The following is a 23542-nucleotide window of genomic DNA, read 5'->3' as shown; positions in this document are numbered from 1 at the left end:
GCAATTATAAATTAGTGTTTACAAAGGTAAATAGTTTTAATAAAAGTTTTTATTTTAAAGATTTTTAATGAGATAAATCATACACCCTATGAATTAGTATTACATAACAATAAAATTTAATATTCTTAAGCGATCAGGATCATAAAAGAGATTTTATCAATGAAAATCTTTTGTAATCAATATAAAAAGAATATTATTTAATGCTTATCTTTAGGCTTATATTTCATCTTATATTTAAAGTATTTGTTTATATAAAAATTTATACAATTGTTTATCCTAAAAATAAGAGCTATCTTTTCTTAAGGAAAATTGTTTATTTAACCTACATTGTTTAAATATTATTTATTCCAGTTTATTTAAATATTATTTATTCCAGTTTATGTATTTTGACCAATTCCTTAAGTATAAATTCATAACCATTGTTAATCTATTAGCTGCATCAGGCTCTATGCACGCAGTTTCTATCTCTCTACCATCAAATGCTATTGCGTGGATCTTTTTATAGCCCTTTGGTTTTTCACAATCAATTACATTAAAACTTTTTATTAGGCCATCCATTGCAAGACCTTCTACTTCTATTACATTTAGTGAATCATCTTGTTTGCTCATATTTCCTCCCAATTGTATGTATTTACTCCAAGATTAAAAATAAGAGTATTTAAATCAAAATAAATTTTATTTAACTGACTTAAGAATTTTGAGTTTAGTTTAAAAGGTTCTAAACGCATATTAAAATTGGTGAGAAAATGAGCAATAATCCAAAGAAAAGAAAATCTATATTTGATATTTTTGATGATATTATGAGAGAAATGGAAGAAGAAATGAGAGAATTTGAAGAAAGCTTTGAAGACCTAATGAAGCAACAAAACGTTAAAGGAGAAAATCCATATTATTATGGAGTAAGAATTTTTGTTGGCCCAGATGGCGTGCCTAAAGTAGAAGAATTTGGTAACATAAAGAAAGGAAAATATGGGAAACCTATTATTAGCGATGAAATAGAGCCCATAGTTGATGTAATAGATCATAATGATGAGATATGGATTGTTGCAGATTTACCGGGAGTTGCAAAAGAGAACATAAAAGTTAATGCAACAGAAGATAAAATATATATAAAGGCAAACAGTGATATAAGAAAGTATTCTAAAGAAATTGATTTGCCCTCAAAAATAGATCCGGATAGCGTTAAGGCATCATATAAAAACGGGGTATTAGAAATAAAGGTTAAGAAGAAAAATGAAGAACCCAAAGGAAAAGAAATAAAAATAGAATAATTGGGGAAAGCTTTTGTTTAAAGAAATCGCAGAAGATATAATAAATTCTATAAATTCAGATCTTAATGGTTATATCATAGATAAAAGAGAAATAAATGTAATGGATTTAAATAAATTAATTAACATGTCAGGTATTGAAAAATTAGTAAAAAGAGTTGATATGGATAAAATAATAGTTTTATACATAAATGAGGACTTGATATTAAATAAATGTTTATATGATGGCTGTTCAAAAATACAAGATACAATACAAAAAAAGGCATGCGCTAAAGAGTGTTTTAAAGAACAATTAAAAATATTTAAAGAAGAAATTATAAAAAATCTAAGAGAAACTGCTAAAAATTTGGATAAATAAGAATGCATATTGTTAACCCCCCAGTTAACAATGGTAAAACTTTTTTATTTATAATAATATTTTTTATTTGGCCCGATGAAGAATGGTATTACCACTGATATTGATGAGAAGGCTGAACCGAGGGTAGGGATTTATAAATTTAAATATATAATTTTATTATTTTTATAATTTTTTGTAAATACCTAGATTTTTCTTTTTAAACTTTATCAGATAAATTAAAGATGGGGACTAATTTGACGAAGAATTACAAATTCGATGTAGTAATAGTTGGTTTGGGACCTGCAGGATCAACTCTAGCATATTTTTTAAAAAATAGTGGATTAAATGTTGCCGGTATCGATATGGTTGATGAAGATGGTTTATGGGGAAAACCATGTGGGGATGCTATAGGCAAGCATCACTTCGAAGAAACAGGACTTCCATTCCCTGAAGGAAAAGAACTAAGCCAAAAAGTTGATGGTATTGATATAATAAGTCCTAAAAAAGATATAGTTTTAAGGGTTCAAGGAGAAGGCTTTGTAATAAATAGAAATCAGTATGGAAGAAAATTGGTAAAAGAAGCAGAGAAATCAGGTATTTCTATATTTTTAAAAACAAGGGTTACTTCTCCAAAAATACAAGATAATAAGCTAATAGGAGTTTCTGCAATATTGCCAAATGGAGAAAATGCTTTGTTTGAAGGAAATATAATTGTTGATGCAACTGGTAATGGAGGACTATTAAGAAGATTATTACCAAAAGAATGGCCCCCTAACGAACCTTTAAATCCATTAGACACAAACATTGCATATAGAGAAATAAGAGATCTAAACTATGATATAGAAGAACCAAGTTATTTAAGGATATACTTAGATCAAGAAATTTCTCCTGGAGGATATTGGTGGTATTTCCCAGAAGGCAAAAATAGGGCAAATATTGGTTTGGGAGTTCAAGGAGGGATGAATTATCCAACACCAAATACCATATTTAAAACAAGGCTTGAACAAATAGATATAGTTAAAAACCATACAGATGTTATAAATGCTTCAGGTTCTAAGGTTCCAACAAGAAGACCTGCAAACACGTTAGTTTGGAACAATTTCATAGGAATAGGAGATAATGGATTTACCGTAAATCCTGTTCATGGGGGAGGTATGGGATACGCTTTTGTTTCTTCATATTATTCATCTCAAACAATAATAAATGCTTTTCAAAACAAAGATTTTTCAGCTAAAAGTTTGTGGGAAGCTAACTTAAAATATGTGAAAGCCATAGGAAAGAGACAAGCAGCTTTAGATATATTTAGAATATTCTTACAAAGATTATCAAATGATGATATAGAATATGGATTAAAACATGGTGTAATGAAGGCCCAAGATGCTTATGAAACAAGTGTAACAGGTGAATTAAAAGCAAACATGGGTTTATTAGAAAAGGCAACGCTTGCATTAAAGATGCTAGGAAGACCTTCACTTCTATCAAAGCTTGTTATAGTTGATGATTATATGAAAAAGGTCCAAAAAGTCTACGACGTATATCCCCAAAGTCCATTAGAACTTAATGATTGGGTTTCATACGTTACTTCATTATATAAAGAATATAAAGCAAAGCTTGGTATCTAAATTATTTTTATTATAATATATATTATTAAAGATATAACAAATAAGATTCCAAAATTTGAAACAAGCTTCGCATTTTTTACATCTAGAAAATCAAAGTTATTATTTAATGCATCTTTAATTATATTTATTGCTTGAGGTAATGTTAAAACCTCTATCAATACATATATTGGATATATTTTAAATATAATTAAAAAGGCTAGAATTGTATAAGATAAAATAATAAATGAAATATAAAGATATTTAGATTTATTATATCCCAAAATTATTGATAATGTTTTAGCTCCAGATGTTTTATCTCTATTTATATCTCTTATATTATTTGCCATAAGAACATCATCAATTAAAAGGGATATAGGTAAACCTATTAAAATGCCAACGATTGATATTTTTCCAGTATACATATAGAAGCCAGCTAAAGTTAATAGAAGCATTGATATAATAACTGAAAAATCTCCTAACGCATAATATTTTAAATATAATGGAGGAGCGCTATATTCTAAACCTAATAGAAATCCTATGAAACCTAATAGAAGCGCCCATGGCCTACCCATAATTGCAATAAATATACCAATTAAAAGACCAATTATACCTAAAATTAATGAAATGTTTTTAACATCTTTAGGATCTAAATTGCTATTTAAAATCAAATGATATCTCTTAGTGTTGTTTGCTTTATCGATTCCTTTTATATAATCATAATAATCATTAATTATGTTTGTCATCATATGAATTAAAAGTTCTCCTACAGCTCCTATTATTATAAGCAACACTAAATATAATCCGAATAGTTTATAATAATAAAACCCAGTAAATACTCCAATAGAATATGTTGCTATAAACATTGGCAAGGCCCAAGGTCTTGAACCCATTACTATTTGTTTTATCCTTACTTTGCTCATATTAACCACTTTTCAGTGATCAATATTTATTATTGAGATTCTCCTTTATAAATCTTAGCAAACCTTATTTTTTATGCGTATAAAAATATCTGGGTGGTAATCTATTGTGTTGCGTATACAAAACACATACGGAAAAAAGGTTGAAATATTCAATCCGTGGAATGAGTCTATAGTAAATATGTACGTCTGCGGCCCAACAGTTTATGATTATACTCATATAGGTCATGCAAGGACTTTTGTAGTATTTGATGCAATTAAAAGGTATTTGTCATTAAAGGGATATAATATTGTTTATGTCCAAAACATTACTGATATAGATGATAAAATAATAAACAGGGCAAAAGAAAAAAATGTACCTTGGCAAGAAATAGCAAATACATATGCTATTGATTATCTCAATAATCTAAACAAACTCAATATAAAAATAGATATACATCCTAGGGTTACAAATCATATAAATGAAATCATAAATTTTATTCAGAATTTAATAGATAAGGGATATGCTTATGTTTCACAGAGTGGAAGTGTTTATTTTAGTGTTGATAAATATCCAAATTATGGAAGATTAAGCAATAATTTCAATAAAGCGTATTGGAACCAAGGTGAAGGAATAGTTTCTGAAAAGAAGAACCCTTATGATTTTGCACTGTGGAAATCATATAAAGAAGGGGAGCCATATTGGGAAAGCCCATGGGGAAAAGGAAGGCCTGGATGGCATATTGAATGCAGCGTAATGAGTTCTAGGTATTTGGGAAATAAAATAGACATACATGGAGGAGGTTCAGATTTAATATTTCCTCATCATGAAAATGAAATAGCACAGAGCGAAGCGTATTTTGGCTCATCACCTTGGGTTAAATATTGGCTACATACTAGCATGCTAACAATAAAAGGGGAAAAGATGAGTAAAAGCCTTGGAAATATTATATCATTAAATGACGCAATAAATACATGGGGAAGTAATGTATTAAGATTATGGTTATTAAGCTCTCATTATAGAGCAATAATAGAATATTCTGAACAAAGTCTAAACCAAGCAAAGAGGCTTTATGAAAGATTAAATGCACTTTCTCAAGAAATAGTAAAAAGATTAAAGAAAGAAGAATATACGAGTTATATGAATAATGATGATCTGGAAGCTTTTAATAATTTAAAAGAACTAATATCAAAATGGCATGATGCCATGGATAATGATTTCAATATGAGTGAAGCAATAAGATATGTTTGGGATTTAACAGATTTATATTATAAGAAAATTCAGAATTCAGAATCATATGCATTAATTTCTTATACATACAAGGTTTTACAAGATATGAATAAAGTTTATGGTGTATTAGATGATGTCTTAACTTTAGATCTTCACATTGAGAAAAATCTAACACCTGAACTTATAGATTTAATATTAGAGGTTAGAAAACAGTTAAGAGAAAACAAGCTATATGATTTAGCCGATCAAATTAGATCCAAGCTTTCATCTATAGGAGTTAAAATTATTGATAAGGGTAATAAATCAGATTATTTAATTACAAATGAATGAAAGCTTTGATAGAGGCGAGATGTGAGACAAGATTTTATTAATAATTGATATCATATATGAAATTGCTAACTAATAATTATTTAATCCCCTAAAGATCTACTCTTTCGTTTGTTGTAAAAAAGATCTTTAAGATGGATATCTAAATTTAAATTCTCTAGCCTTAACAAGTTAATTTAGGTGAAATGCTTGGGCAAGGTAAGGACTTTAATGATAAAGCGTTTAGCAAGAGAACTATTAAAAGATCATCCAGATCTGTTTACAGAAGACTTTAATATGAATAAGCAGGTAGTTGGAAAGATTACAAATTATAAATCTAAGAGGCTTAGAAACCAAGTTGCTGGTTATGTAACAAGTTTAGTTAAGTTAAGCAAGAAAAAACAGAAAATTATGGAAGAAAATATTGGTAGTGCCCAGCAACAGTGAGCTGGGAGATATGCTTTGAATATTAAAATTAAACTTCTTGCAGCATTAAAGTATAGGGCCAATGGTAATGAAGTTATTGATATTGATGCAAATTCTTGGAAAGATGCCTTAAAAAAACTTGTTAATATATACCCAGAATTATCAATAGCAATTGAATCAGATGGAACTCCTAAAGCTGGATTTATGGTTTTTGTTGATGGAGTTGACTATAGAATAAAGGATGAAAATGAGGAGGCAAAAGAAATTTATTTATTACCAGTAAACCATGGTGGAATTGAAGCATTGTTATTATTATGGGAAGATATTGAAAAAGAAGTAGACACAATAGCAGATAAAATAATAAAATCAGATTACAAACCTGATGTAATAATATCTATATTAAGAGGGGGAGTAATTCCGGGAAGATTATTAGCAGATAGACTAGATATTAGCGATATTGGATCTATGGAAATAAAGCTATACATAGCAGCAGGCCAAAAGGGGGAGAGACCTTATATGAGACAACCTGTTACTTTACCAATAAAAGATAAAAGGGTATTGCTTGTAGATGATGTTAGTGATTCAGGGTTAACTCTAAATTTTGCAATACAAGCAATTTCATTATACATGCCATTGGAAATTAAAACTGCTACCCTTTATGTCAAACCATGGACTAGATTAGTTCCTGATTTTTATTCTAAAGAGGTAGATAAATGGGTTGTATTCCCATGGGAGAAAAAAGAGTTTGAAAAAGAAGCTAAATCTATGCACGACTTAATTATAAAAAGTTCTAAATAATATATTATAAACAAAAATATCTGAGAAAAATTATATAACTAATAAGCCTTTTTCTTACATTATATTTATGTGGCGAAACAGCGTGGGGGAAGAATTATATTGCGAAATGTGCGGCACGCTAATAAGAGGAAAACCATTTAAAGCGTTGGTTGATGGAGCAGAGATGATTTTATGTGCTACCTGTTATAACAAATTAATGAAAAGCGGAAGGGCTCTTCCAGCTCCAGAGAGAAAAATAGAACCCAAAAAGGTTGAGAAAGTTAAGAAAACAAGTAAACCTATAGATCAACTTGAAATAATTGAAGGCTTTGGAGAAGAAATAAGAAAGGGAAGAGAGGCTAAAGGATGGACGCAAGCAGTTCTTGCACAAAAGCTAAGAATTAGCGAAGCGATGCTCAAAAAGATTGAAAGCGAAAAGATAAAACCTTCCTTAGACTTGGCAAAAAGGATAGAACAAATATTAAAAATCAAGATACTTCAACCTGTTGAGTTTGATGAAGGGGAGGAAAAAGGATCATCAATTGATAACGTAACATTTGGAGATGTTGTATTTGTAAGAAGGGATGAAGATTAATTGGAATTAAATAAAACTAAAAATGCTTTTTTAATTTTATCAAGCAAATTTTATAATCATTTTGAAGAAGCTCTTATTCTTGCTAATACAGCAGGCTATGAAATAGTTGGCACAAAAAGGTTTAGAGGGGGTAAAAGGATAACAGATGGATTAATAGAAATCGTTAAAAACAATAAAAAAGAATTGGATTTTGATACAGTAATTTATTATGGGGATATAGAACCTTCTTCAGTTTTTAAGCTTGAAAAAGAAACAAAAATAAGAGTATTAGATAGAGTTCAATTAATTTTAGAAATTTTTGCCTTGCATGCTGGTAGTAAAGAGGCACTATTGCAAATAGAAATGGCACGAATTAGGCATGATTTACCTATAATTAGGGAATATATAAGGAGAACCAAATTAGGAGAACTCCCAGGCTTTTTAGGCCCAGGTAGATATGGAATTGATACATATAAAAAACAGCTTACATCGAGACTTTCTAAAATTAAGAGAGATCTTGAAGACTTGAGAATAACTGAGCAAGAAAGGTTAAAGAGAAGAAAAGAGCTTGGCATGATAAACATTCCAATAGTTGGCTATGCATCAGCAGGAAAAACTTCTCTATTTAATATAATAACAGGAGAGTCAAAACCTGTTGGGCCTGAATATTTTACAACACTATTTCCAAAGCATAAAACCATCAATTATAATGGTTTGAAGTTGGCCTTTGTAGATACTGTTGGATTTATAAGAGATGTCCCACCAGAGGTTATTGAGGCATTTTATTCAACGTTGGAAGAAGTAACTATATCAGATATAATTGTTTTTGTTATAGATATAACAGAAAATGAAAATGATATAAAAGAAAAAATACTTGCTGGAACTGATATTTTAAAGAAATTAAATGCATTAAATAAACCAATAATTTTTGCATTAAATAAAATAGATGAAATCGATAAAATAAAAATCTATGATAAAATAGAATTTGTTAAGAAAACTTTTCCAAACGATAAAATGGTATTAATTTCTGCTAAGAAAAACATCGGTATTGATGCATTATTAAATGAAATAATTAATATAACCAAAAATCTTAATATATATTAACATTTTAATAAATTAGGAAACAAAATGAAAGGTTTAGAAGATTTATCAAAAATCTATGAAAAAGTTTATGTTCTAAGGCTTGGCCATAGACCTGAAAGAGATAAAAGAATAACAACTCATGTAGCATTAGTTTCTAGGGCATTTGGGGCTAACGGGTTTGTTTTAGAAGGTATATGTGATGATAAAGTAAGAGATTCATTATTAAAAGCTTCAAAAAGCTGGGGTGGAAAAATAGATTATATATGTAATGTTGATGGAAAGGAATATGTAAAAAAGTGGAGAGAAGAAGGAGGAGAGGTTATTAATTTAACAATGTATGGAATAAATGTTGAAGATGTTATTGACAAGATAATTATTTCTCCAAAGAAAAAACTAATAATAGTTGGTGCGGAAAAAGTTGAAAGATTTTATTATGACAATTCTGATTATAATGTAGCAATAGGTTGGCAACCTCATAGTGAAGTGGCTGCTTTAGCAATATTTTTAGATAGATTATTTAAAGGCAGAGAGTTATTTTATAATTATAGGGACGCACCCTATAAAATAATTCCATCTGAAAGAGGGAAAAAGGTTGAAAGAAAATAATAATAAGGAAGATAGCAATAGTGAAAGTCAAGTGAATTATATAAATCAATTAAGGGAGTTTGTTAGGTTGCTTGCCTTAAAAGCAGAAACCGATGATAAAATGTCTTCTGAAATTCTTGATATTTTACTTAAAACAGATCCAGAAAGAGGGATCAGTGATGAAGAAATTGAAGGTATAACAGGATATAGACAAAGTGATGTAAGAAAAGTCTTAAGGTTGCTATATGATGCAAGACTAGCAACATATAGAAGGGGTAAACATCCAGAAACTGGAGCAACGAGATATTATTGGTATATAGATATGAGAAGTGTTGGTTTAGCCATAATAAGAAGGAAAAAGGCTGTTTTGGAAAAACTAAAATCAAGGCTTATATATGAAAATAATAACGAATTCTATAAATGTCCTAAAGACAACACAAGATATACATTTGATGATGCCTTTGAATATGATTTTATTTGTCCAAAATGTGGAAGTATGCTTGAATTAGATACAAATGAGCAATATATTGATATATTAAAAAGGAGGATTTCATTATTAGAGGAGGAAATAAAACAGGATGAAAACAAAGTTTTCGGTTCTTGATATTTTTTCAGGAGGAGGGGGCTTTTCAAGAGGATTTAAGGAGGCCGGATTTAATATATTAGTTTCAATCGAAAATGATCCCCCAGTTGCAAAAACATATAAAGCAAATTTTCCTGAAACGATGCTTATAGCTGATGATGCAAAAGAAATTGATTATAATGTATTTAAATCATTTGGATATCAAAGAAATGATTTTGACGTAATAATTGCCTCCCCTCCTTGTGAACCATTTACTCCAACTAATAAAAAAAGAAAAGAAGTTCCTATAGACAGGCTTTACTGTGATCCTATAGGCCAGCTATATTTACATGCTATTAGACTAATAAATGAGATGAGACCAAGATTTTTTGTAATAGAAAACGTAGCTGGTATATTGCATGATGATATTAAGGCATCAATAACTAAAGAACTTAAAAAAGCAGGCTATAATGAGGTTTATTTTAATGTATTATATGCAGAATATCATGGAGTGCCTAGTATAAGAACTCGTGTTTTTGTTTCTAATCTTTACCTTAATTTAAAAAAGCAGAAAATAATAAGCGTTGAGGAGGCATTAAAAGATCTCCCAAATCCAGGTACATATTATCCTCCAAATCATGAAGAACCACAACCTCTAACAAAAAAGTTGAGAAAAAGGGTTTCAAGCGCTAAATGGGGTAGGGCAATGATAGAATTTGAGGGGGCTGAGAACAAAAGGTTTAGGAATTTCATAAGATTGAATCCATATAGGCCAGCACCTACAATTATGGGATCCTCAAGATTTATTCACCCATTTGAAGATAGGCTCTTAACTGTTAGAGAGCAAGCAAGATTAATGGGATTTCCAGACTATCATGTTTTTCTTGGAGGTAGGGATTCGCAATATAACATGGTTGGGGAAGCAGTACCCCCTCCATTAGCTAAAGAAATAGCAAATTATATTATTAATTATTTAAAAGAATGACATTGTTAACCGGGGGGTTAACAATGAAAGTTTTTATTTTCTTTAACTAATAAAAATAATGACAATGATGAGTGGCGACGTTGCTGAAATTGATGAGAAGGACACTCTGAGTTTCTATATCAAAAAATTTAAGCTCTCTCAACACTTAGCCTACCGGGTTAAAAAGTAACAATTTCAATAAGATTATAGGTGATTATTAATTTGTCATTAAGCGATACAAATAAAAGATCAAACCAAGAAGATGAAGAAGAAGATATTTCCTACTTAAAAGAAAGAATAAGATATTTAACACAAATGAAAATATCATTAGAAAGGGATTTAGAATATTACCGGCAAGAGATGACCAAGCTATTAGAACCTCCTTATATTGAGGCAATGCTTTTAGAAGTCTTAAATGATGGGAGGGCTATTGTAAAAAGTTCAACAGGTCCAAACTTGGTTGTTAAGATAAGTAATAATATTGATAACACAAAATTAAGACCTGGAATATCAGTTGCTTTAAACAATAAAGGGTCAACTATTGTTGAGGTTTTACCAAATATTTATGATCCATTTGTTGAAGCAATGGAAATTGAAGATAATCCTGGATTTACATTTAAAGATGTTGGAGGGCTTCAAAATCAAATAAGGGAAATATATGAAGTTGTTGGCCTACCAATAGTTAAACCTGAATTATTTAAATCTCTTGGAATTGACCCCCCTAAAGGTGTTTTATTATATGGCCCTCCAGGAACAGGAAAGACTTTACTTGCTAGATCTTTAGCTGGTGAAGTTAAGGCAACATTTATTAGGGTTGTTGCAAGCCAATTTGTTAATAAATTTATTGGGGAAGGGGCGAGGATTGTTAGAGAAGTCTTTAAATTAGCTAGGGAAAAGAAACCTACAATAATTTTCATAGACGAATTAGATGCTATAGGATCAAGAAGGATTGAGATGGGCACAAGTGGGGATAGAGAAGTACAAAGAACAATGCTTCAGCTATTAGCAGAAATTGATGGTTTTGATCCATTAGATAGTGTTAAAATAATAGCGGCAACAAACAGAATTGACTTGTTAGACCCAGCCTTATTAAGGCCAGGTAGGTTTGATAGAATTATTGAGGTCCCATTACCTGATAAAGGTGCTAGATTAGAAATACTTAAGATACACACAAAGAATATGAAACTAAAAGATGTTAATCTAGATTATATTGCTCAAATTACTGAAGGACTTTCTGGAGCTGAATTAAAGGCAATTACTACAGAAGCGGGATTTTTTGCTATAAGAGAGAAGGCCGATTATGTTTATCAAGATCATTTCATAAAGGCCGTTGAGAAGGTTAAGAAAAGGTTGGAGGAAAAGAAGCAAATATTAGGAATTCATATCTAATTTTCTTTATTATATCTACTACTACAAATTCTAAAAATTGCTTTTAATCCTTCTTTATTACTCTTTCCTAATTATATTTTATTATTAAGGACAATAATACAAATACCATTATACAAACAGTAATATTAATAATGGCCTCTAGAAATGTGTGAAAACTATTTTTGAAACTATAATATCGCAGAAGAAGTAGTATTAGTAATATTAGCAATTTTTCAACATATCTTTAAGGTTCCTAGTTAAACCAACTCTAATTCCAAGCCTTGGGTCTGTATAAATATACAAAATACCTTTGCTTTGTAAATTTCTTAACCTCTTTAATAACCAACCATAGTCTGCATTTAACTTTTCCATCATTTGATCTAAATAAACATAGGTAACTCCATACTTGGCATAATGGGTTAGCAAAAATGAAGTAATTTCCATTTCTTCTTCATCTATGCTATCTTTTAGCTGTTGTAAAACACAAGCAACCTGAGAAACCCTGTTTTGTCTTTTATTGTCTGCTGAATTAGTTCTATTCGCAATAAACGACAAAGAACCCTTAGTTTTACCTCTCTCCCCCATGTTGTCTTTGTCTTTTATTGTCTGCTTAACTAATTCGCCAGCCACCTTTTGTGCCAAAGCAACAAACTCGTTAAATTTTTCATTAGAAGCATTAGAAATTAGTTCTCTAGCAAAGTCCTCTCCTTTAGGGGTTAAATACCATAATCCCATATCATACTCAACAAAACCTCTCTCTTTCCAATATGATAAATAACTTGAGATGTATTTTGTTTCCTTGTTTAAATATTGGGAAATCTCGCTAGATCTCATAGGCCTTGATGCTAGTAAAATAAGAATTGCATCAACTAGCTTACTTCTTGGCCCTCCAATTTCATTATTTTTAATTCTATTTATTAGTTTGTCTATGTCATTAGGATCACTCATTTTTACCCCCTTTTTTGTATTTTATTGTAAGAATTTTACAGAATCCTTCTTAGTATTACTATCCTTATAATAATTATTTAAATAAACAACATTGGCTCATTATGTTTATGTAAAAAGAATATAAGCTTTGCATACAATATCTTGGGGTAATAATGTTAACCCCCCGGTTAACAATGTAAGAATACTTCTTAGAGCAATTAATGAGCTCATTTTGTAAATAATCCGGCAAACCTGGAAAACCTAAATTTTTGTTATCTATAAAACCTACAACTGCTATTTTGCAACTACTTGATATTATTTGATCCCTTATTTTATATATAGATGTTAAATCCTTTGGAGGATTCATTTCTAATACCAAAATTAAACAATCTTCTAATCCCTCTATATTTAATTTAGATTCAAAAATATTTAATTTAGATTCAAAAAATTTTAAAACCATTTCCCCATTTTTTGTTAATTTATTATGTTTTCCTATTTGTATTATTAAATTATTTTCTTTAAGCCTTTTTAACATTGTTTTTACAGAAGCTTCACCAAGATTGAGATACTTTGAAAGGAAAGGCCTACCAGCATCTTTATTTTTTAAGAACTTTAGAGTTTCAATAACATGATACGCATTGAATCCAGGGACTCCTCCTTTTTTAGGTGTTATTATGTTTATTATTAGATTTATTACTTCGCAATCCTCCTGTTGGCAATACATGCCAAGCTCCTTCATCTACTTCAACCCCTTGATCTATCATAAACACTGCAATATCATTTGGAGTTATCTCACTATTATTTAGTACTGCTCTCCTTAAATTTTCCCACGAACTCTTTATTTTTATTCCAAAGTCTTCATAAAGCCACTCTACTGCTTCATCTATATCTATCTTGTTTTTCATTTGACTTAGTAAAGCTTCCTTTACAGCTTTTTCATAGATTTTTTGTTTTATTCCAGCCATTATATATCCCCTTATTTTTTAAAAAATAAAAGTTAAAAAGCAATATCGTATTAAAAATTAATTGAAATTTTTAAAATGTTCATAATAAAAATTTTGATATTATAAAATAGAAAAACAATATTATTTATAGGTTTTGCCTGAAACTAATAAAAGCCTGGTGATAAATGTGTCTGATGGTAAAAGTGTTGAGGAAGTTGAAGAAGAAAAAGTAATATCGGATAACCTCTCAGTTATATATGAGGACACGGATTTAGTTGTTTATACAGCCCCGAATGAAGAAGAATTAAAGGATATTTTGTTGGATTTGTTAAGGAAAAACGGAAAGATGAGTATTAAGGATTTCCATAGATATTTATCGGGATTAGCAAGTGAAGATAAGATTAGATATGCATTAAATGAACTACTAAAGGATGAAGCAGTAATTATTGACCGCCAAGGCTACTTCTATTCGATGGAATTGTTAAATAATGGGGAGTATTCTCCTGAAGAAGTAGAAGAATTAATGGATAATCAACCTGATGGAGAAGATATTTAAATTCCTTTGATTTTCTTAACATAAAAGGTTTAACTTTATAGGGGTTAAGGGGGCGAAAGTCCCCTCCCGTGAGGGAGGAGATGAATAGTCCCCTTATAGAAAGAATTTTATAGTTTAGCTAAAACAGATATAACTATGTAGTACAGATTGGACAGAGGTGCGCATTCAGTTTACGTACTTTATTATCACTATGTCCAAGCTGTTGACAAGGATCACTTCCGCATGCTGTTCAAGGCCAAGCCAACCCTTAATATACCTAGATATATAAACATGATAAAGACAATAACATCAAGGGGATACAGAGGAAGTTTCCACAAGTTAAGGAGAAGTTATGGAAAGGACGCATCTGATCTCCGTCGTTTTTTGGCAACTAGCGGTCAAGTTACATTGGAGGTACTGAAGAACTATGTAGAGAGCCAAGGAAAAGAGTGATGTGATACAACTATCCTTCAAGTATAGGATTTATCCGTCAAAGGAAGTAGTGGAAAAACTCCTCAAGGTAATGTAAATTGAAGCAAAAGTTTACAACATGCTGTTAGATGCCATCACGAAAGCAAGAAGAGAGGGGAAGAAGATAACTCCAAAAGATACGCAAGCAATGATTAAGGAATTGAAAGTTGAAGGAAAGGATCTAGTGTACTCAAAGGCTCTCCAAATGATAAACAATACTCTGTGGTATAACATTGGAGCACTTCATGAACTCAAGAAGAAAGGAAAGAGGGTGGGGAGGCTAAGGTACAGGAAGATCCTCAAGTTTACAAACTACAACCAATCTGGTTTCAAGGTTGAGGGAGATAAGCTGATTCTTTCAAAGATAGGTTCCATGAAGGTCCTCTTTCACAGACCTTTAGAAGGGAGAGTGAAGGGAGTGCTTATAGTAAAAAATTCCACAGGCTGGTATGCTATATTTCAAACTGAAGTTGAAAAGAAACCATTACCAAGTAACGGTAAAAGAATTGGTATTGATCTTGGTATAGAGAAACTAGTTACAACATCAGATGGTATTGTTATAGAAAATCCAAAGGTGTTTGACAAGGTTGAGAAGAAAATACGTCTTGTGCAGCGTGTCTTATCTAGGAAAAAGAAAGGTTCTAAAAATTATGAGAAGGTTAGGATTAAACTAGCAAAACTCTATGAGTATGCAAAGAATGTTATGAATGATTATGTGCACAAAATAACTACATGGTTAGTAGAACAATATGACGAGATTTATATTGAAGACCTGGAGACCAAGCAAATGGTAGAGAGATCAAAAAACAATACCTTTAGGAAGCATATCTTACATTCTATCTCCCTCTTCCTCCACCACCTCTTCTACAAGGCTGATAGAGCTGGTAGGAAGGTGGTGAAGGTAAATCCAAAGAATACGTCAAAGACATGTGCTCGATGTGGTTATGTAAAAAAACGATCTAACACTTGAGGATCGAGTATTTGTCCTAAATGTGGTTGGAAAAGCAATCGTGATTATAATGCGTCTCTAAACATTCTCCGTGCGGGGTCGGGACTGCCCTTAGTGCCTGTGGACAGGAAACCTCTACTATACATTCCCTTCTCAGAGGGTGTTATAGCAAGTTTCCTAGAAGAAGCAGGAAATTCCCATCGAGAGGTGGTGATGCCCCGCCCTCGCGGACGGGGTAGCTCACCTCTCTATAAGGCTATTTTTATAATATAGATAAAGGGGAGGGCCTTGTCACTTGATGAACTAGCTGCTATTGAAATGGAACTAATAAAATACATAGAAGGCCTGGACAAATCAGAAAAGAAAATATTAGATAATACTAAAAATCCAAATAGCAATAGTTTAATAATGATTAGGCAGTGGAAGGTTATTTTACAAGGTTTTGTGGGAGAGATCCAAAAAATAATATATGATAATAAAAATGGACATAATTTGGTTAAAGAAGTAGAAGCATGTATTTTATCTGATAAGGCAAAAACAATAATGAGAAACTCTAGCTTAAATGATCCAATTTATATAAATGTGAGGCCCTTAATTTCAGCTATATCAGCTATATCATCAATTATATGTGAAAAAAAGGCGATGACTGTTTCTCATGCTGATGGTAAATCTACTTAATAATTCTTTACAAATCTCTTTTCAAAAGGAAAGTATACCTAATGCCATGAAAAATGAAGATAAAGCTAGTATTAAGTAGTGTACTTGTTACAGATTTAAACTTAATATAAAACATTTTTAACTTTGGTTTCACATTTTAATTGTATTCATGATCAAAAATAAAGCGTGAATAGAACTCAAAAATAGAGGGGGTAAATATGTCAAACTTAGAAGAGAAGCTATTGATAAATAAGAAACAGCTTGCCCAGGTATTGAAAGAACTAAAAGAGTGGAGCGCCCCAGCTACTGTTTTGCTTAGCCTATACGTTCCTCCCGGTAGACCTATTGGGGATGTATTGCAACTATTAAGAGATGAGCTATCTATAAGCGATAACATTAAGCTTAAGCGAACAAGACAAGCTGTTAAAAGGGCTGTATCTGCAGCCATGGATAGGGTATCTATGCTACAAAAGATACCACAAAATGGATTGGTGGCTTTTTGTGGAGAAAATATGGATACAGGGGAATTTATATGTGATATGTTTAGTCCCCCTGAAAAAGTACCAGTATTTTATTATAGAACTGATAAGAAATTTGTTTTAGAAATTTTAGAAGAAATGATACAAAGTGAAGATGTTGTTGGAATAGTAATAGTTGAAAGGGATCAAGCAACTATTGGAATACTTAAGGGTAGTAGGCTTGAGGTTTTGGATGAAGTAGAAGATTATATACCTGGAAAACATATGATGGGTGGGCAAAGTCAGCGAAGAATTGATAGAATTATAGAGCAAATGGTTGATGAATTTTTAAAGAGGTTAGGTGAAAGGGTAAACAATTATTTCTTGCCATATTTAGAAATGGGAAAGCTTAAAGCAATTATAATTGCAGGCCCTGGCTATGCAAAAGAAGACTTTGTAAAATCAGGTTATTTGGATTATAGATTACAACAATTAGTTAACAAGGAGTTAATAGATGTTGCGTATCAAGGTGAACAAGGTTTAAGAGAAGTTGTAATGAAGGCTCAAGATGTTGTCCAATTTGCAATGTATAGAGAAGCAAGCGATGCATTGGAAACATTTAAAGGACATCTAGCAAGAAATACAGGTCTAGTCGTTTATGGAGAAGATGATGTTAAAAGAGCATTAGAAATGGGAATGGTTTCAATACTTCTTTTACATGAGGATGTAAATATTGAAAGATGGAAAGAAGAAGCTGAAAAGTCTGGAGCAAAAGTAATAGTTATACCTAATAGCTTACCAGAATCTGATTGGTTCTATAAAACTTTTGGCGGGGTAGCTGGTATATTAAGATACAAAATAGGCTAATCCTCGGAATTTATTTTTCTAACCCTTTCTATTCCATTTATTTCTTCAATATAACTAACTACAGAAGGCGTTACATAATTCTTCCATTTACTATCATTTTTTGCCATCAATTCTCTTATATATTGTCCTCTCCACTCATTTCTATTAAAAATAGGGGGAGTTATTACTTCAATACCTGCATCTGCAAATGCTTTACTTATAACAGGGTTTCTTGTTAATATTGCCTTAACCTTAGGTATGTAAGATAATACATAATATGCACAGCCTATGCTTATTTCTAGGGTTGGAATTGTTGCTGTTATAACTTTATCTAATGGTATTCCACTGTCTTTTAAAGATAACCTGGCCATCTCGATCCTTTCTCCTGCTGTGAAAGGATTTCTAGGGGTGTAGTTTTCTGATGCCATCCCAACAAGTATAGCAACTTCATCAAATCCTTGCTCAAATGACCACTTTACTAGGCTTAGGTGCCCTAAATGAAATGGTTGAAATCTTCCATATATTAGTGCTCTCTCAACCAAATTAATACACCCAATAAATAATAACATCCTCAAGTTAAAAATACAAATATTATTTAAAAATTAATATCCCTTATTTAATACTAATTATTTTTAATTCTTTGTAAATACAAAAATAAGAGATCAAGGGGAAAAAATTTGGAAAGAAGGTCTTGGAGAGAGGTAGTGTTTGCAGAAATCAGTGAGCCTTTATCATGGATATTGGGTATATTATCTATAACAGTTGCTTTGGGAGGTAGCCAAATAAGCAATTTGTATTTCTATATTTCACCAATATTTATAGGAATTATTGTAGGTTTTGTCTCTCATGAATATATGCATAGGTATTTATCTAGGAAATATCATATGGTATCAAGATATACAGCTAATGTTTTAGGGGTTTTGATAACCCTTGTATCGGCTTTATTACCTATAAAGCTTTTGATGCCAGGTTATGTTAAAACATGGGCTTTAGGACCAACATCTAGAAAGGGTATATTATATTCTGTTGCTGGTGGACCTATAACAAATATTGTTATAGCGTTAGCCTTATTTGTTGCATCTTTTGCCTTCTCATCTACCTTTTATTTTAACTTTTTAAGAACTGTAGGTTGGGTAAATGCATATATATCTCTTTTTAATTTAATACCTATACCACCATTGGATGGAGATAAGATAATAAGGCTTGATATAGTTTTATGGGCAATTTTGTTTATAATATCTCTTGCCTTAGTTTTTATTATTTAAATTCTCATAGAATAATTTTTAATCAAAACTTCTTTTTACAACAAATGAAGGCTCATCTTTAGAGGAGAAAAGAAGTAAAATCCTTCTCCATGGATATATAGGATCTCTCTGATGAGATTGTTCTCTGAACTTCTTTATTCTATTATATTAAGTGTAATCGGAATTATGAGGAGAATGATTAATTATCTAAAGGAAAACCCTTAGGGTTTAAAGAAATCATACCATTTAATAATGCTGATATTATAAAATTTTCTAATCAAGTTATTATTCTCTAACTAATAAATATGTCTTGGTGAAAGAAGTGAGCGAGCCGAAACAAACAAACGATCAAGATGTAAGGAAAAAATGGATAACTAAAATGATAAAAAGCGCTAAAAATCAATATAAACTGTGTCCTTATTTTGACAAAAAAACTGTACAATGCTTCTTAATGCTAACCATGAAAAACAAACATGCAAAATGCGATAGAGATGGTAGGTTTGATAATTGTCCTTTGTTCTTAGAGTATTTAGATCAGGTATATGAAAATATTAGTAAAAACAAGAAAACATTACCAAATAACTTCCAAGATATATTAACTTCTTACCTGCCTTAAATAGCGTCTTCTTACGATTCTTATTACATCTCTCATATGAGAGTGAACAAGAGGCTTAAAGGTCCTCCTATAAAGATTCTAATTGCTATAACATCTCTATATGGAAAGATTTTTATTAGATTATAAAAATTAATTTAAATTTTAAAACAAATAAATATTTAAATTTAATACTATGGTATACCATAGTATTAAATTTAAATATTGGAAAACAAATATAACAATTCTGGAGGGTTGTTGAACTGAGAAAATTATATAAAAAATTCGAAAGGTGAATTTATTGGGCAAGGATACGAATGATTTAGCTGAGCTAGTCGATGAAACAATAAAAAAAGTTGCTTTAGGTCTATATGTAAATATGAATTATTATTCTTATGCAAAATATCAAAAACCCATTAAAATTTTGATATTAGAAGAGCCTATACATGCATTTGATTTGATAAAGAATATTTCATCAATTAATACTGCAAGACTTTTATTTAAGATAATTATGAGAGCTTTAAACTTTGATTTAGCCAATATAGATTCTATAATTAGATTCTTTAGAAAAAGGGGATGATAAACCTTATAAGGATGCCCTCTTCTCAATAAAATATTCTCAATAATGCATAAAATTTATATTTCAGAATTTTTAACACCATAAAGGGATGGAGCTGAAGTGGTTAAGATTGTCTTTAACAAAGATTGGTATCAAAGGACTCGATGAAATTTTCAGCAAAATATACAGAGGCTCAAATAATATTAATAGCAGGAAATCCAGGAACAGGTAAAACAACTCTTGGATCTAAATTTCTTTATGAAGGTTTAAAAAATGATGAAAATTCAATTTATTTAAATTTTACAGAAACAAAAAAGGATTTTTATAGGAACATGTTAAATTTAGGAATAGATTTTGAATATTATGAAAAACAAGGTAAATTTAAATATATTGAAGCAATAACAATCACAGATATTAATGCATTATCTGACTTATTGCAAGAATTGCTAAATTTAATTGATAAAATGAATGCAAAAAGGTTGGTTATAGATTCAATTAGCGCTATAATGCAATTGGGTGAACAAAATTTAGGTAAAATAAGGGAATTATTACATAACTTCTTTTATTTAGGCCCTAAATTAAAAGAAGTTACAACATTTTTGATTGCTGAATTACCATATGGTAAGAAAAGCGTTGGATATGGTGTTGAGGAATTCATTGTTGATGGTGTTATTATTTTAAAAATTAAAATTGTTAAGAGAAAAATCATTAGATTAATGGAAATAAGGAAGATGAGGGGGAATGAAATAAGCATTGGAGAAGTACCATTTGTAATTGAATATCCAGATGTCATATCATTTAGGGTTCCTCCTACTCTTAATATTATACCTTCCGGAATAAATCCATCAAAAGGATTTATAGAAATAAAAGTTGGAAATAATAAGCTTACTTTTGCATCTGGAACTCAAAACATTTTTATAGTAAATCCTAGCGTAGATTCCCTACCATTTTTATCATTTATTATACCTCAACTTTTAGTTAAAGGTAACAGAATCGTTTACAGAAGCTATATTCATAGCGAAAGTACAATAAAAGATAAGATGACTAAATGCTTAGAATATTATCCAAATAATAAGGAATTAATTAATAACTTGCTTGTTAGGAATTTGAATCCCTCATCAAAATCAATAATTGAATTAGAATTAAATGCAGAAAAAATAGATAATATTGAGAAACCTAATATAGTAATTGTTGAAGGGCTTAGTACTTATATTGACATAGTTTCAGATTTGGATACTTATAAAGAAGAACACTACAATAATTTAATAAGAAGGGCTGGCAATAATATAACAGGTTTTTATTTTATAAATGAATTCGAAGAAAATATGTCGAAGATCCCTTTGATAAGTGTTTATGACAATGTTTTCTATTTAACTATTAAAGATAAAAATATACTTTTAAAATCAATAAGAAATCATTTAAAAGCTGTACCATTAGACCCTATAGAAATAGATGCAAGAAGTATAGAATCCTGCATTGCAGGTTAAAAATATAACTTATAGCAAGGCAATTATAGTATTAATATATTTTTAAGCAAGTTTAATAAAATCTTAACATAAGAAAAGCATAAATAAGATAATTATTTCTGCTCAAATTAATTTCTTGAAATCAAAGGGTTTAATTTTTATTATCATTAAGATTATTCTAGTTCCTGAAGTGCAGGTAATCTATTATAAGAAATCTTTATTAATTTTTATATAAAAATTTAAATTATTTTTATAATTTAAAGGAAGTTTTAGAAATCATGGTATAAGAGAAGTTAAAATTGCCTTTTCGCTATGTAATCTATTTTCCGCTTCATCCCATACTGCTGACCAAGGACCTTCTATAACTTCTTCTGTTACTTCTTCTCCTCTATGGGCTGGTAGACAATGTAAGAATATTGCTTTATTATCAGCTCTTTCCATAAGTTTTGTGTTAACTTGATAAGGTCTTAGTATTTTCTTCTTAGCCTCAGCAATATCTTCTTGTCCCATGCTTACAAAAACATCTGTATAAACTACGTCAGCCTTATCTACAGCCTCAAAGGGATCTTCAGTAAATACTATTTTTGATCCACTTATTTCAGCAAATTTCTTTGCAGCATTTAATATTTCTTCGTTTGGCTTGAGATCTTTTGGAGACCCAACATAAAAGTCTACCCCTAATTGAGAAGATATAATCATTAAGCTATGTACCATGTTATCGCTTCCATCGCCTACAAATGCAAACTTTAATCCCTTAAATTTACCTTTCTTTTCATATATTGTCATATAATCTGCTATTACCTGCATTGGATGGGATAGATCGCTTAAAGCATTTATAATAGGAACACTAGCATATTTGGCCATTTCAATTAAATCATTATGATTCCTTACTCTAGCTGTTATTCCATTAACAAACCTTGATAAGACTCTAGCAGTATCTTTTATAGGCTCGCCTCTTCCTAATTGAAGTTCATTCCATCCTAATACAATAGGTTGTGCACCTAGTTGATATGCTGCAACCTCTAAGCTCACCCTTGTTCTTGTTGAAGGCTTTTCAAAAATCATAGCAATGCTTCTCCCATTTAATGTATTTAAAATCCTTTCTCCAGCATGATATCTTCTTTTTAAGTCCAAACCTAAATCAATTAAATACCTTACCTGCTCAGGGCTGAAATCTTTTAAACACAGCATATCTTTTCCTTTTAATTCATTAATTGACATTATTATCGCCATGATCCAATAATAAATTAAAAAGGTATAAAAGGATATATGGAGAAAAGGGAGAGAATTTGATTATAAAAATAAATATTGATTGTCCAGATAAAGAAGCAATAAAAGAAGTAGCTAAAGTCATAAAAAATGGTGGAGTAGTTGTTATACCTACAGATACAGTATATGGATTAACAGCAGATCCATTTAATGAAAAAGCTATGAGAAAAGTATATGAAGTTAAGGGGAGAGAAGAGGGGAAGCCTTTACCAATACTTTTAGGGGAAAGCCATGATGCATTTTCATTGGTAAAGCCTAGCGAAACTTTTTGGAAGCTAGCTAGAGCATTTTGGCCTGGCAGCTTAACAATTGTTGAAAATTTATCTGAAAAAGTTCCATCCCATTTATCTATATGGGGCAGCATAGGAGTTAGGCTCCCTAATTGTTATTTTTGTAGGGCATTGGCTAGAGAAGTTGGAGGGGCAATCATTGGAACAAGCGCAAACATTTCTCATATGAAATCACCTGTAAATGTTGAGGAAGCCTATAATATGTTAAAAGATAAGGTAGACCTTTATGTAGATGGGGGCCAAGCAAGGATAGGTATTTCTAGCACAGTTGTGAGCATAATAAATAAAGAAATTAAGATATTGAGAGAAGGGGCAATTAAAGAAGAAGATATAAAAAGGGTATTGGAAAGTGAATAA

Annotated in this window: 28 protein-coding genes and 1 pseudogene; 22 read left to right on the top strand and 7 right to left on the bottom strand. The window is 30.6% G+C overall.

Features of this window, described 5'->3' with window-relative positions:
- Positions 1-363: 363 nt before the first annotated feature.
- Complete coding sequence (locus CALAG_RS06320) at positions 364-609, bottom strand: hypothetical protein (protein WP_015232905.1); 246 nt, start codon at positions 607-609, stop codon at positions 364-366.
- 137 nt (positions 610-746) lie between these two features.
- Between CALAG_RS06320 and hsp20 the strand changes: the two genes are divergently transcribed.
- From hsp20 to CALAG_RS06305, 3 genes are all read left to right on the top strand, one after another.
- Entirely contained in the window at positions 747-1271 is a 525-nt protein-coding gene (gene hsp20, locus CALAG_RS06315) for an archaeal heat shock protein Hsp20 (protein ID WP_015232904.1), read from the top strand.
- 13 nt (positions 1272-1284) lie between these two features.
- A complete protein-coding gene (locus CALAG_RS06310) occupies positions 1285-1626 on the top strand; it encodes a hypothetical protein (protein WP_015232903.1) in 342 nt (113 codons plus the stop codon).
- A 233-nt stretch (positions 1627-1859) separates the two neighbouring features.
- Positions 1860-3227, top strand: a complete 1368-nt coding sequence (locus tag CALAG_RS06305) for a digeranylgeranylglycerophospholipid reductase (RefSeq protein WP_015232902.1) — start codon at positions 1860-1862, stop codon at positions 3225-3227.
- Here the strand turns inward: CALAG_RS06305 and CALAG_RS06300 are convergent.
- A complete protein-coding gene (locus CALAG_RS06300) occupies positions 3224-4126 on the bottom strand; it encodes a prenyltransferase (RefSeq protein WP_048816808.1) in 903 nt (300 codons plus the stop codon). The genes CALAG_RS06305 and CALAG_RS06300 overlap by 4 nt on opposite strands.
- A gap of 106 nt (positions 4127-4232) precedes the next feature.
- Between CALAG_RS06300 and cysS the strand changes: the two genes are divergently transcribed.
- The 9 genes from cysS to CALAG_RS06255 all read left to right on the top strand — a co-directional run bounded on the left by cysS (position 4233) and on the right by CALAG_RS06255 (position 11999).
- Complete coding sequence (gene cysS / locus CALAG_RS06295) at positions 4233-5663, top strand: cysteine--tRNA ligase (RefSeq protein WP_015232900.1); 1431 nt, start codon at positions 4233-4235, stop codon at positions 5661-5663.
- A gap of 186 nt (positions 5664-5849) precedes the next feature.
- Positions 5850-6086, top strand: a complete 237-nt coding sequence (locus CALAG_RS06290; RefSeq protein ID WP_015232899.1) for a 30S ribosomal protein S17e — start codon at positions 5850-5852, stop codon at positions 6084-6086.
- Between the two features lie 15 nt (positions 6087-6101).
- The gene (locus CALAG_RS06285) at positions 6102-6863 is read left to right on the top strand and encodes a phosphoribosyltransferase family protein (RefSeq protein ID WP_015232898.1); all 762 of its coding nucleotides are present in this window, start codon (positions 6102-6104) and stop codon (positions 6861-6863) included.
- An 82-nt stretch (positions 6864-6945) separates the two neighbouring features.
- Positions 6946-7437 carry a multiprotein bridging factor aMBF1 gene (locus CALAG_RS06280; protein ID WP_015232897.1) on the top strand — a complete coding sequence of 164 codons (492 nt, stop codon included), beginning with the start codon at positions 6946-6948 and terminating at the stop codon, positions 7435-7437.
- Positions 7438-8520, top strand: coding sequence for a GTPase HflX (gene hflX, locus CALAG_RS06275; protein WP_015232896.1), 1083 nt, complete (start codon positions 7438-7440; stop codon positions 8518-8520). It abuts the gene before it with no gap.
- A gap of 24 nt (positions 8521-8544) precedes the next feature.
- Positions 8545-9105 (top strand): hypothetical protein, encoded by a 561-nt coding sequence (locus tag CALAG_RS06270; protein ID WP_015232895.1) that lies wholly within the window; start codon positions 8545-8547, stop codon positions 9103-9105.
- Entirely contained in the window at positions 9092-9688 is a 597-nt protein-coding gene (locus tag CALAG_RS06265; protein WP_015232894.1) for a transcription initiation factor IIE subunit alpha, read from the top strand. Before CALAG_RS06270 ends, CALAG_RS06265 begins: the two co-directional genes overlap by 14 nt.
- Positions 9663-10631, top strand: a complete 969-nt coding sequence (locus CALAG_RS06260) for a DNA cytosine methyltransferase (RefSeq protein ID WP_015232893.1) — start codon at positions 9663-9665, stop codon at positions 10629-10631. The genes CALAG_RS06265 and CALAG_RS06260 overlap by 26 nt, the downstream gene beginning before the upstream one ends.
- A 201-nt stretch (positions 10632-10832) precedes the next feature.
- Positions 10833-11999: a proteasome-activating nucleotidase gene (locus tag CALAG_RS06255; RefSeq protein WP_048816807.1), complete on the top strand. Its 1167-nt coding sequence runs from the start codon at positions 10833-10835 to the stop codon at positions 11997-11999.
- A 201-nt stretch (positions 12000-12200) separates the two neighbouring features.
- Here the strand turns inward: CALAG_RS06255 and CALAG_RS06250 are convergent, their stop codons facing one another.
- The 3 genes from CALAG_RS06250 to CALAG_RS06240 form a co-directional block, all read right to left on the bottom strand.
- Positions 12201-12926 (bottom strand): hypothetical protein, encoded by a 726-nt coding sequence (locus tag CALAG_RS06250; protein WP_015232891.1) that lies wholly within the window; start codon positions 12924-12926, stop codon positions 12201-12203.
- A gap of 73 nt (positions 12927-12999) precedes the next feature.
- Complete coding sequence (locus CALAG_RS06245) at positions 13000-13644, bottom strand: helix-turn-helix domain-containing protein (protein WP_157463216.1); 645 nt, start codon at positions 13642-13644, stop codon at positions 13000-13002.
- A complete protein-coding gene (locus tag CALAG_RS06240) occupies positions 13568-13870 on the bottom strand; it encodes a hypothetical protein (RefSeq protein WP_015232889.1) in 303 nt (100 codons plus the stop codon). The genes CALAG_RS06245 and CALAG_RS06240 overlap by 77 nt, the downstream gene beginning before the upstream one ends.
- A gap of 166 nt (positions 13871-14036) precedes the next feature.
- On the opposite strand from CALAG_RS06240, the gene CALAG_RS06235 reads away from it, so the two are divergent.
- From CALAG_RS06235 to prf1, 5 genes and pseudogenes are all read left to right on the top strand, one after another.
- Positions 14037-14405 (top strand): hypothetical protein, encoded by a 369-nt coding sequence (locus CALAG_RS06235; RefSeq protein WP_216475964.1) that lies wholly within the window; start codon positions 14037-14039, stop codon positions 14403-14405.
- A gap of 222 nt (positions 14406-14627) precedes the next feature.
- On the top strand, positions 14628-14837 hold the full coding sequence (locus CALAG_RS08110) for a transposase (RefSeq protein ID WP_342662589.1): 210 nt from the start codon (positions 14628-14630) through the stop codon (positions 14835-14837).
- A 1-nt stretch (position 14838) separates the two neighbouring features.
- Positions 14839-16043 (top strand): annotated as a pseudogene (locus CALAG_RS06230) (RNA-guided endonuclease InsQ/TnpB family protein).
- Between the two features lie 49 nt (positions 16044-16092).
- Positions 16093-16482, top strand: a complete 390-nt coding sequence (locus CALAG_RS06225) for a hypothetical protein (protein ID WP_015232887.1) — start codon at positions 16093-16095, stop codon at positions 16480-16482.
- 197 nt (positions 16483-16679) lie between these two features.
- On the top strand, positions 16680-17786 hold the full coding sequence (gene prf1 / locus CALAG_RS06220) for a peptide chain release factor aRF-1 (RefSeq protein ID WP_015232886.1): 1107 nt from the start codon (positions 16680-16682) through the stop codon (positions 17784-17786).
- On the opposite strand, the gene CALAG_RS06215 is transcribed toward prf1, so the two are convergent.
- Positions 17783-18307, bottom strand: coding sequence for a nicotinamide-nucleotide adenylyltransferase (locus CALAG_RS06215; RefSeq protein WP_245529229.1), 525 nt, complete (start codon positions 18305-18307; stop codon positions 17783-17785). The genes prf1 and CALAG_RS06215 overlap by 4 nt on opposite strands.
- A 135-nt stretch (positions 18308-18442) precedes the next feature.
- On the opposite strand from CALAG_RS06215, the gene CALAG_RS06210 reads away from it, so the two are divergent.
- The 4 genes from CALAG_RS06210 to CALAG_RS06195 all read left to right on the top strand — a co-directional run bounded on the left by CALAG_RS06210 (position 18443) and on the right by CALAG_RS06195 (position 21647).
- The gene (locus tag CALAG_RS06210; RefSeq protein ID WP_015232884.1) at positions 18443-19030 is read left to right on the top strand and encodes a zinc metalloprotease; all 588 of its coding nucleotides are present in this window, start codon (positions 18443-18445) and stop codon (positions 19028-19030) included.
- 301 nt (positions 19031-19331) lie between these two features.
- Positions 19332-19625, top strand: a complete 294-nt coding sequence (locus CALAG_RS06205) for a hypothetical protein (protein ID WP_015232883.1) — start codon at positions 19332-19334, stop codon at positions 19623-19625.
- Positions 19626-19902: 277 nt separating this feature from the next.
- On the top strand, positions 19903-20181 hold the full coding sequence (locus CALAG_RS06200; RefSeq protein ID WP_015232882.1) for a hypothetical protein: 279 nt from the start codon (positions 19903-19905) through the stop codon (positions 20179-20181).
- A 143-nt stretch (positions 20182-20324) separates the two neighbouring features.
- The gene (locus tag CALAG_RS06195) at positions 20325-21647 is read left to right on the top strand and encodes an RAD55 family ATPase (protein ID WP_015232881.1); all 1323 of its coding nucleotides are present in this window, start codon (positions 20325-20327) and stop codon (positions 21645-21647) included.
- Positions 21648-21902: 255 nt separating this feature from the next.
- On the opposite strand, the gene argF is transcribed toward CALAG_RS06195, so the two are convergent.
- Positions 21903-22847: an ornithine carbamoyltransferase gene (argF, locus tag CALAG_RS06190; protein WP_172633884.1), complete on the bottom strand. Its 945-nt coding sequence runs from the start codon at positions 22845-22847 to the stop codon at positions 21903-21905.
- A 68-nt stretch (positions 22848-22915) separates the two neighbouring features.
- On the opposite strand from argF, the gene CALAG_RS06185 reads away from it, so the two are divergent.
- Positions 22916-23542, top strand: a complete 627-nt coding sequence (locus CALAG_RS06185) for an L-threonylcarbamoyladenylate synthase (protein ID WP_015232879.1) — start codon at positions 22916-22918, stop codon at positions 23540-23542.

It is taken from the genome of Caldisphaera lagunensis DSM 15908 (genome assembly GCF_000317795.1).
GTDB classification, from domain to species: Archaea; Thermoproteota; Thermoprotei_A; order Sulfolobales; family Acidilobaceae; genus Caldisphaera; species Caldisphaera lagunensis.
Note: the sequence above shows the minus strand (reverse complement) of the source record. Positions and strands in the feature narration are given on the sequence as shown.

Bases quoted from the DNA above. Each gene is read 5' to 3' on its own strand.
- hsp20 (WP_015232904.1), top strand. From the start codon at position 747: ATGAGCAATAATCCAAAGAAAAGAAAATCTATATTTGATATTTTTGAT.
- CALAG_RS06250 (WP_015232891.1), bottom strand. From the start codon at position 12,926: ATGAGTGATCCTAATGACATAGACAAACTAATAAATAGAATTAAAAAT.
- CALAG_RS06260 (WP_015232893.1), top strand. From the start codon at position 9,663: ATGAAAACAAAGTTTTCGGTTCTTGATATTTTTTCAGGAGGAGGGGGC.
- CALAG_RS06240 (WP_015232889.1), bottom strand. From the start codon at position 13,870: ATGGCTGGAATAAAACAAAAAATCTATGAAAAAGCTGTAAAGGAAGCT.
- CALAG_RS06320 (WP_015232905.1), bottom strand. From the start codon at position 609: ATGAGCAAACAAGATGATTCACTAAATGTAATAGAAGTAGAAGGTCTT.
- CALAG_RS06300 (WP_048816808.1), bottom strand. From the start codon at position 4,126: ATGAGCAAAGTAAGGATAAAACAAATAGTAATGGGTTCAAGACCTTGG.
- CALAG_RS06270 (WP_015232895.1), top strand. From the start codon at position 8,545: ATGAAAGGTTTAGAAGATTTATCAAAAATCTATGAAAAAGTTTATGTT.
- argF (WP_172633884.1), bottom strand. From the start codon at position 22,847: ATGTCAATTAATGAATTAAAAGGAAAAGATATGCTGTGTTTAAAAGAT.
- prf1 (WP_015232886.1), top strand. From the start codon at position 16,680: ATGTCAAACTTAGAAGAGAAGCTATTGATAAATAAGAAACAGCTTGCC.
- CALAG_RS06195 (WP_015232881.1), top strand. From the start codon at position 20,325: ATGAAATTTTCAGCAAAATATACAGAGGCTCAAATAATATTAATAGCA.
- CALAG_RS08110 (WP_342662589.1), top strand. From the start codon at position 14,628: ATGCTGTTCAAGGCCAAGCCAACCCTTAATATACCTAGATATATAAAC.
- CALAG_RS06245 (WP_157463216.1), bottom strand. From the start codon at position 13,644: ATGAAGGAGCTTGGCATGTATTGCCAACAGGAGGATTGCGAAGTAATA.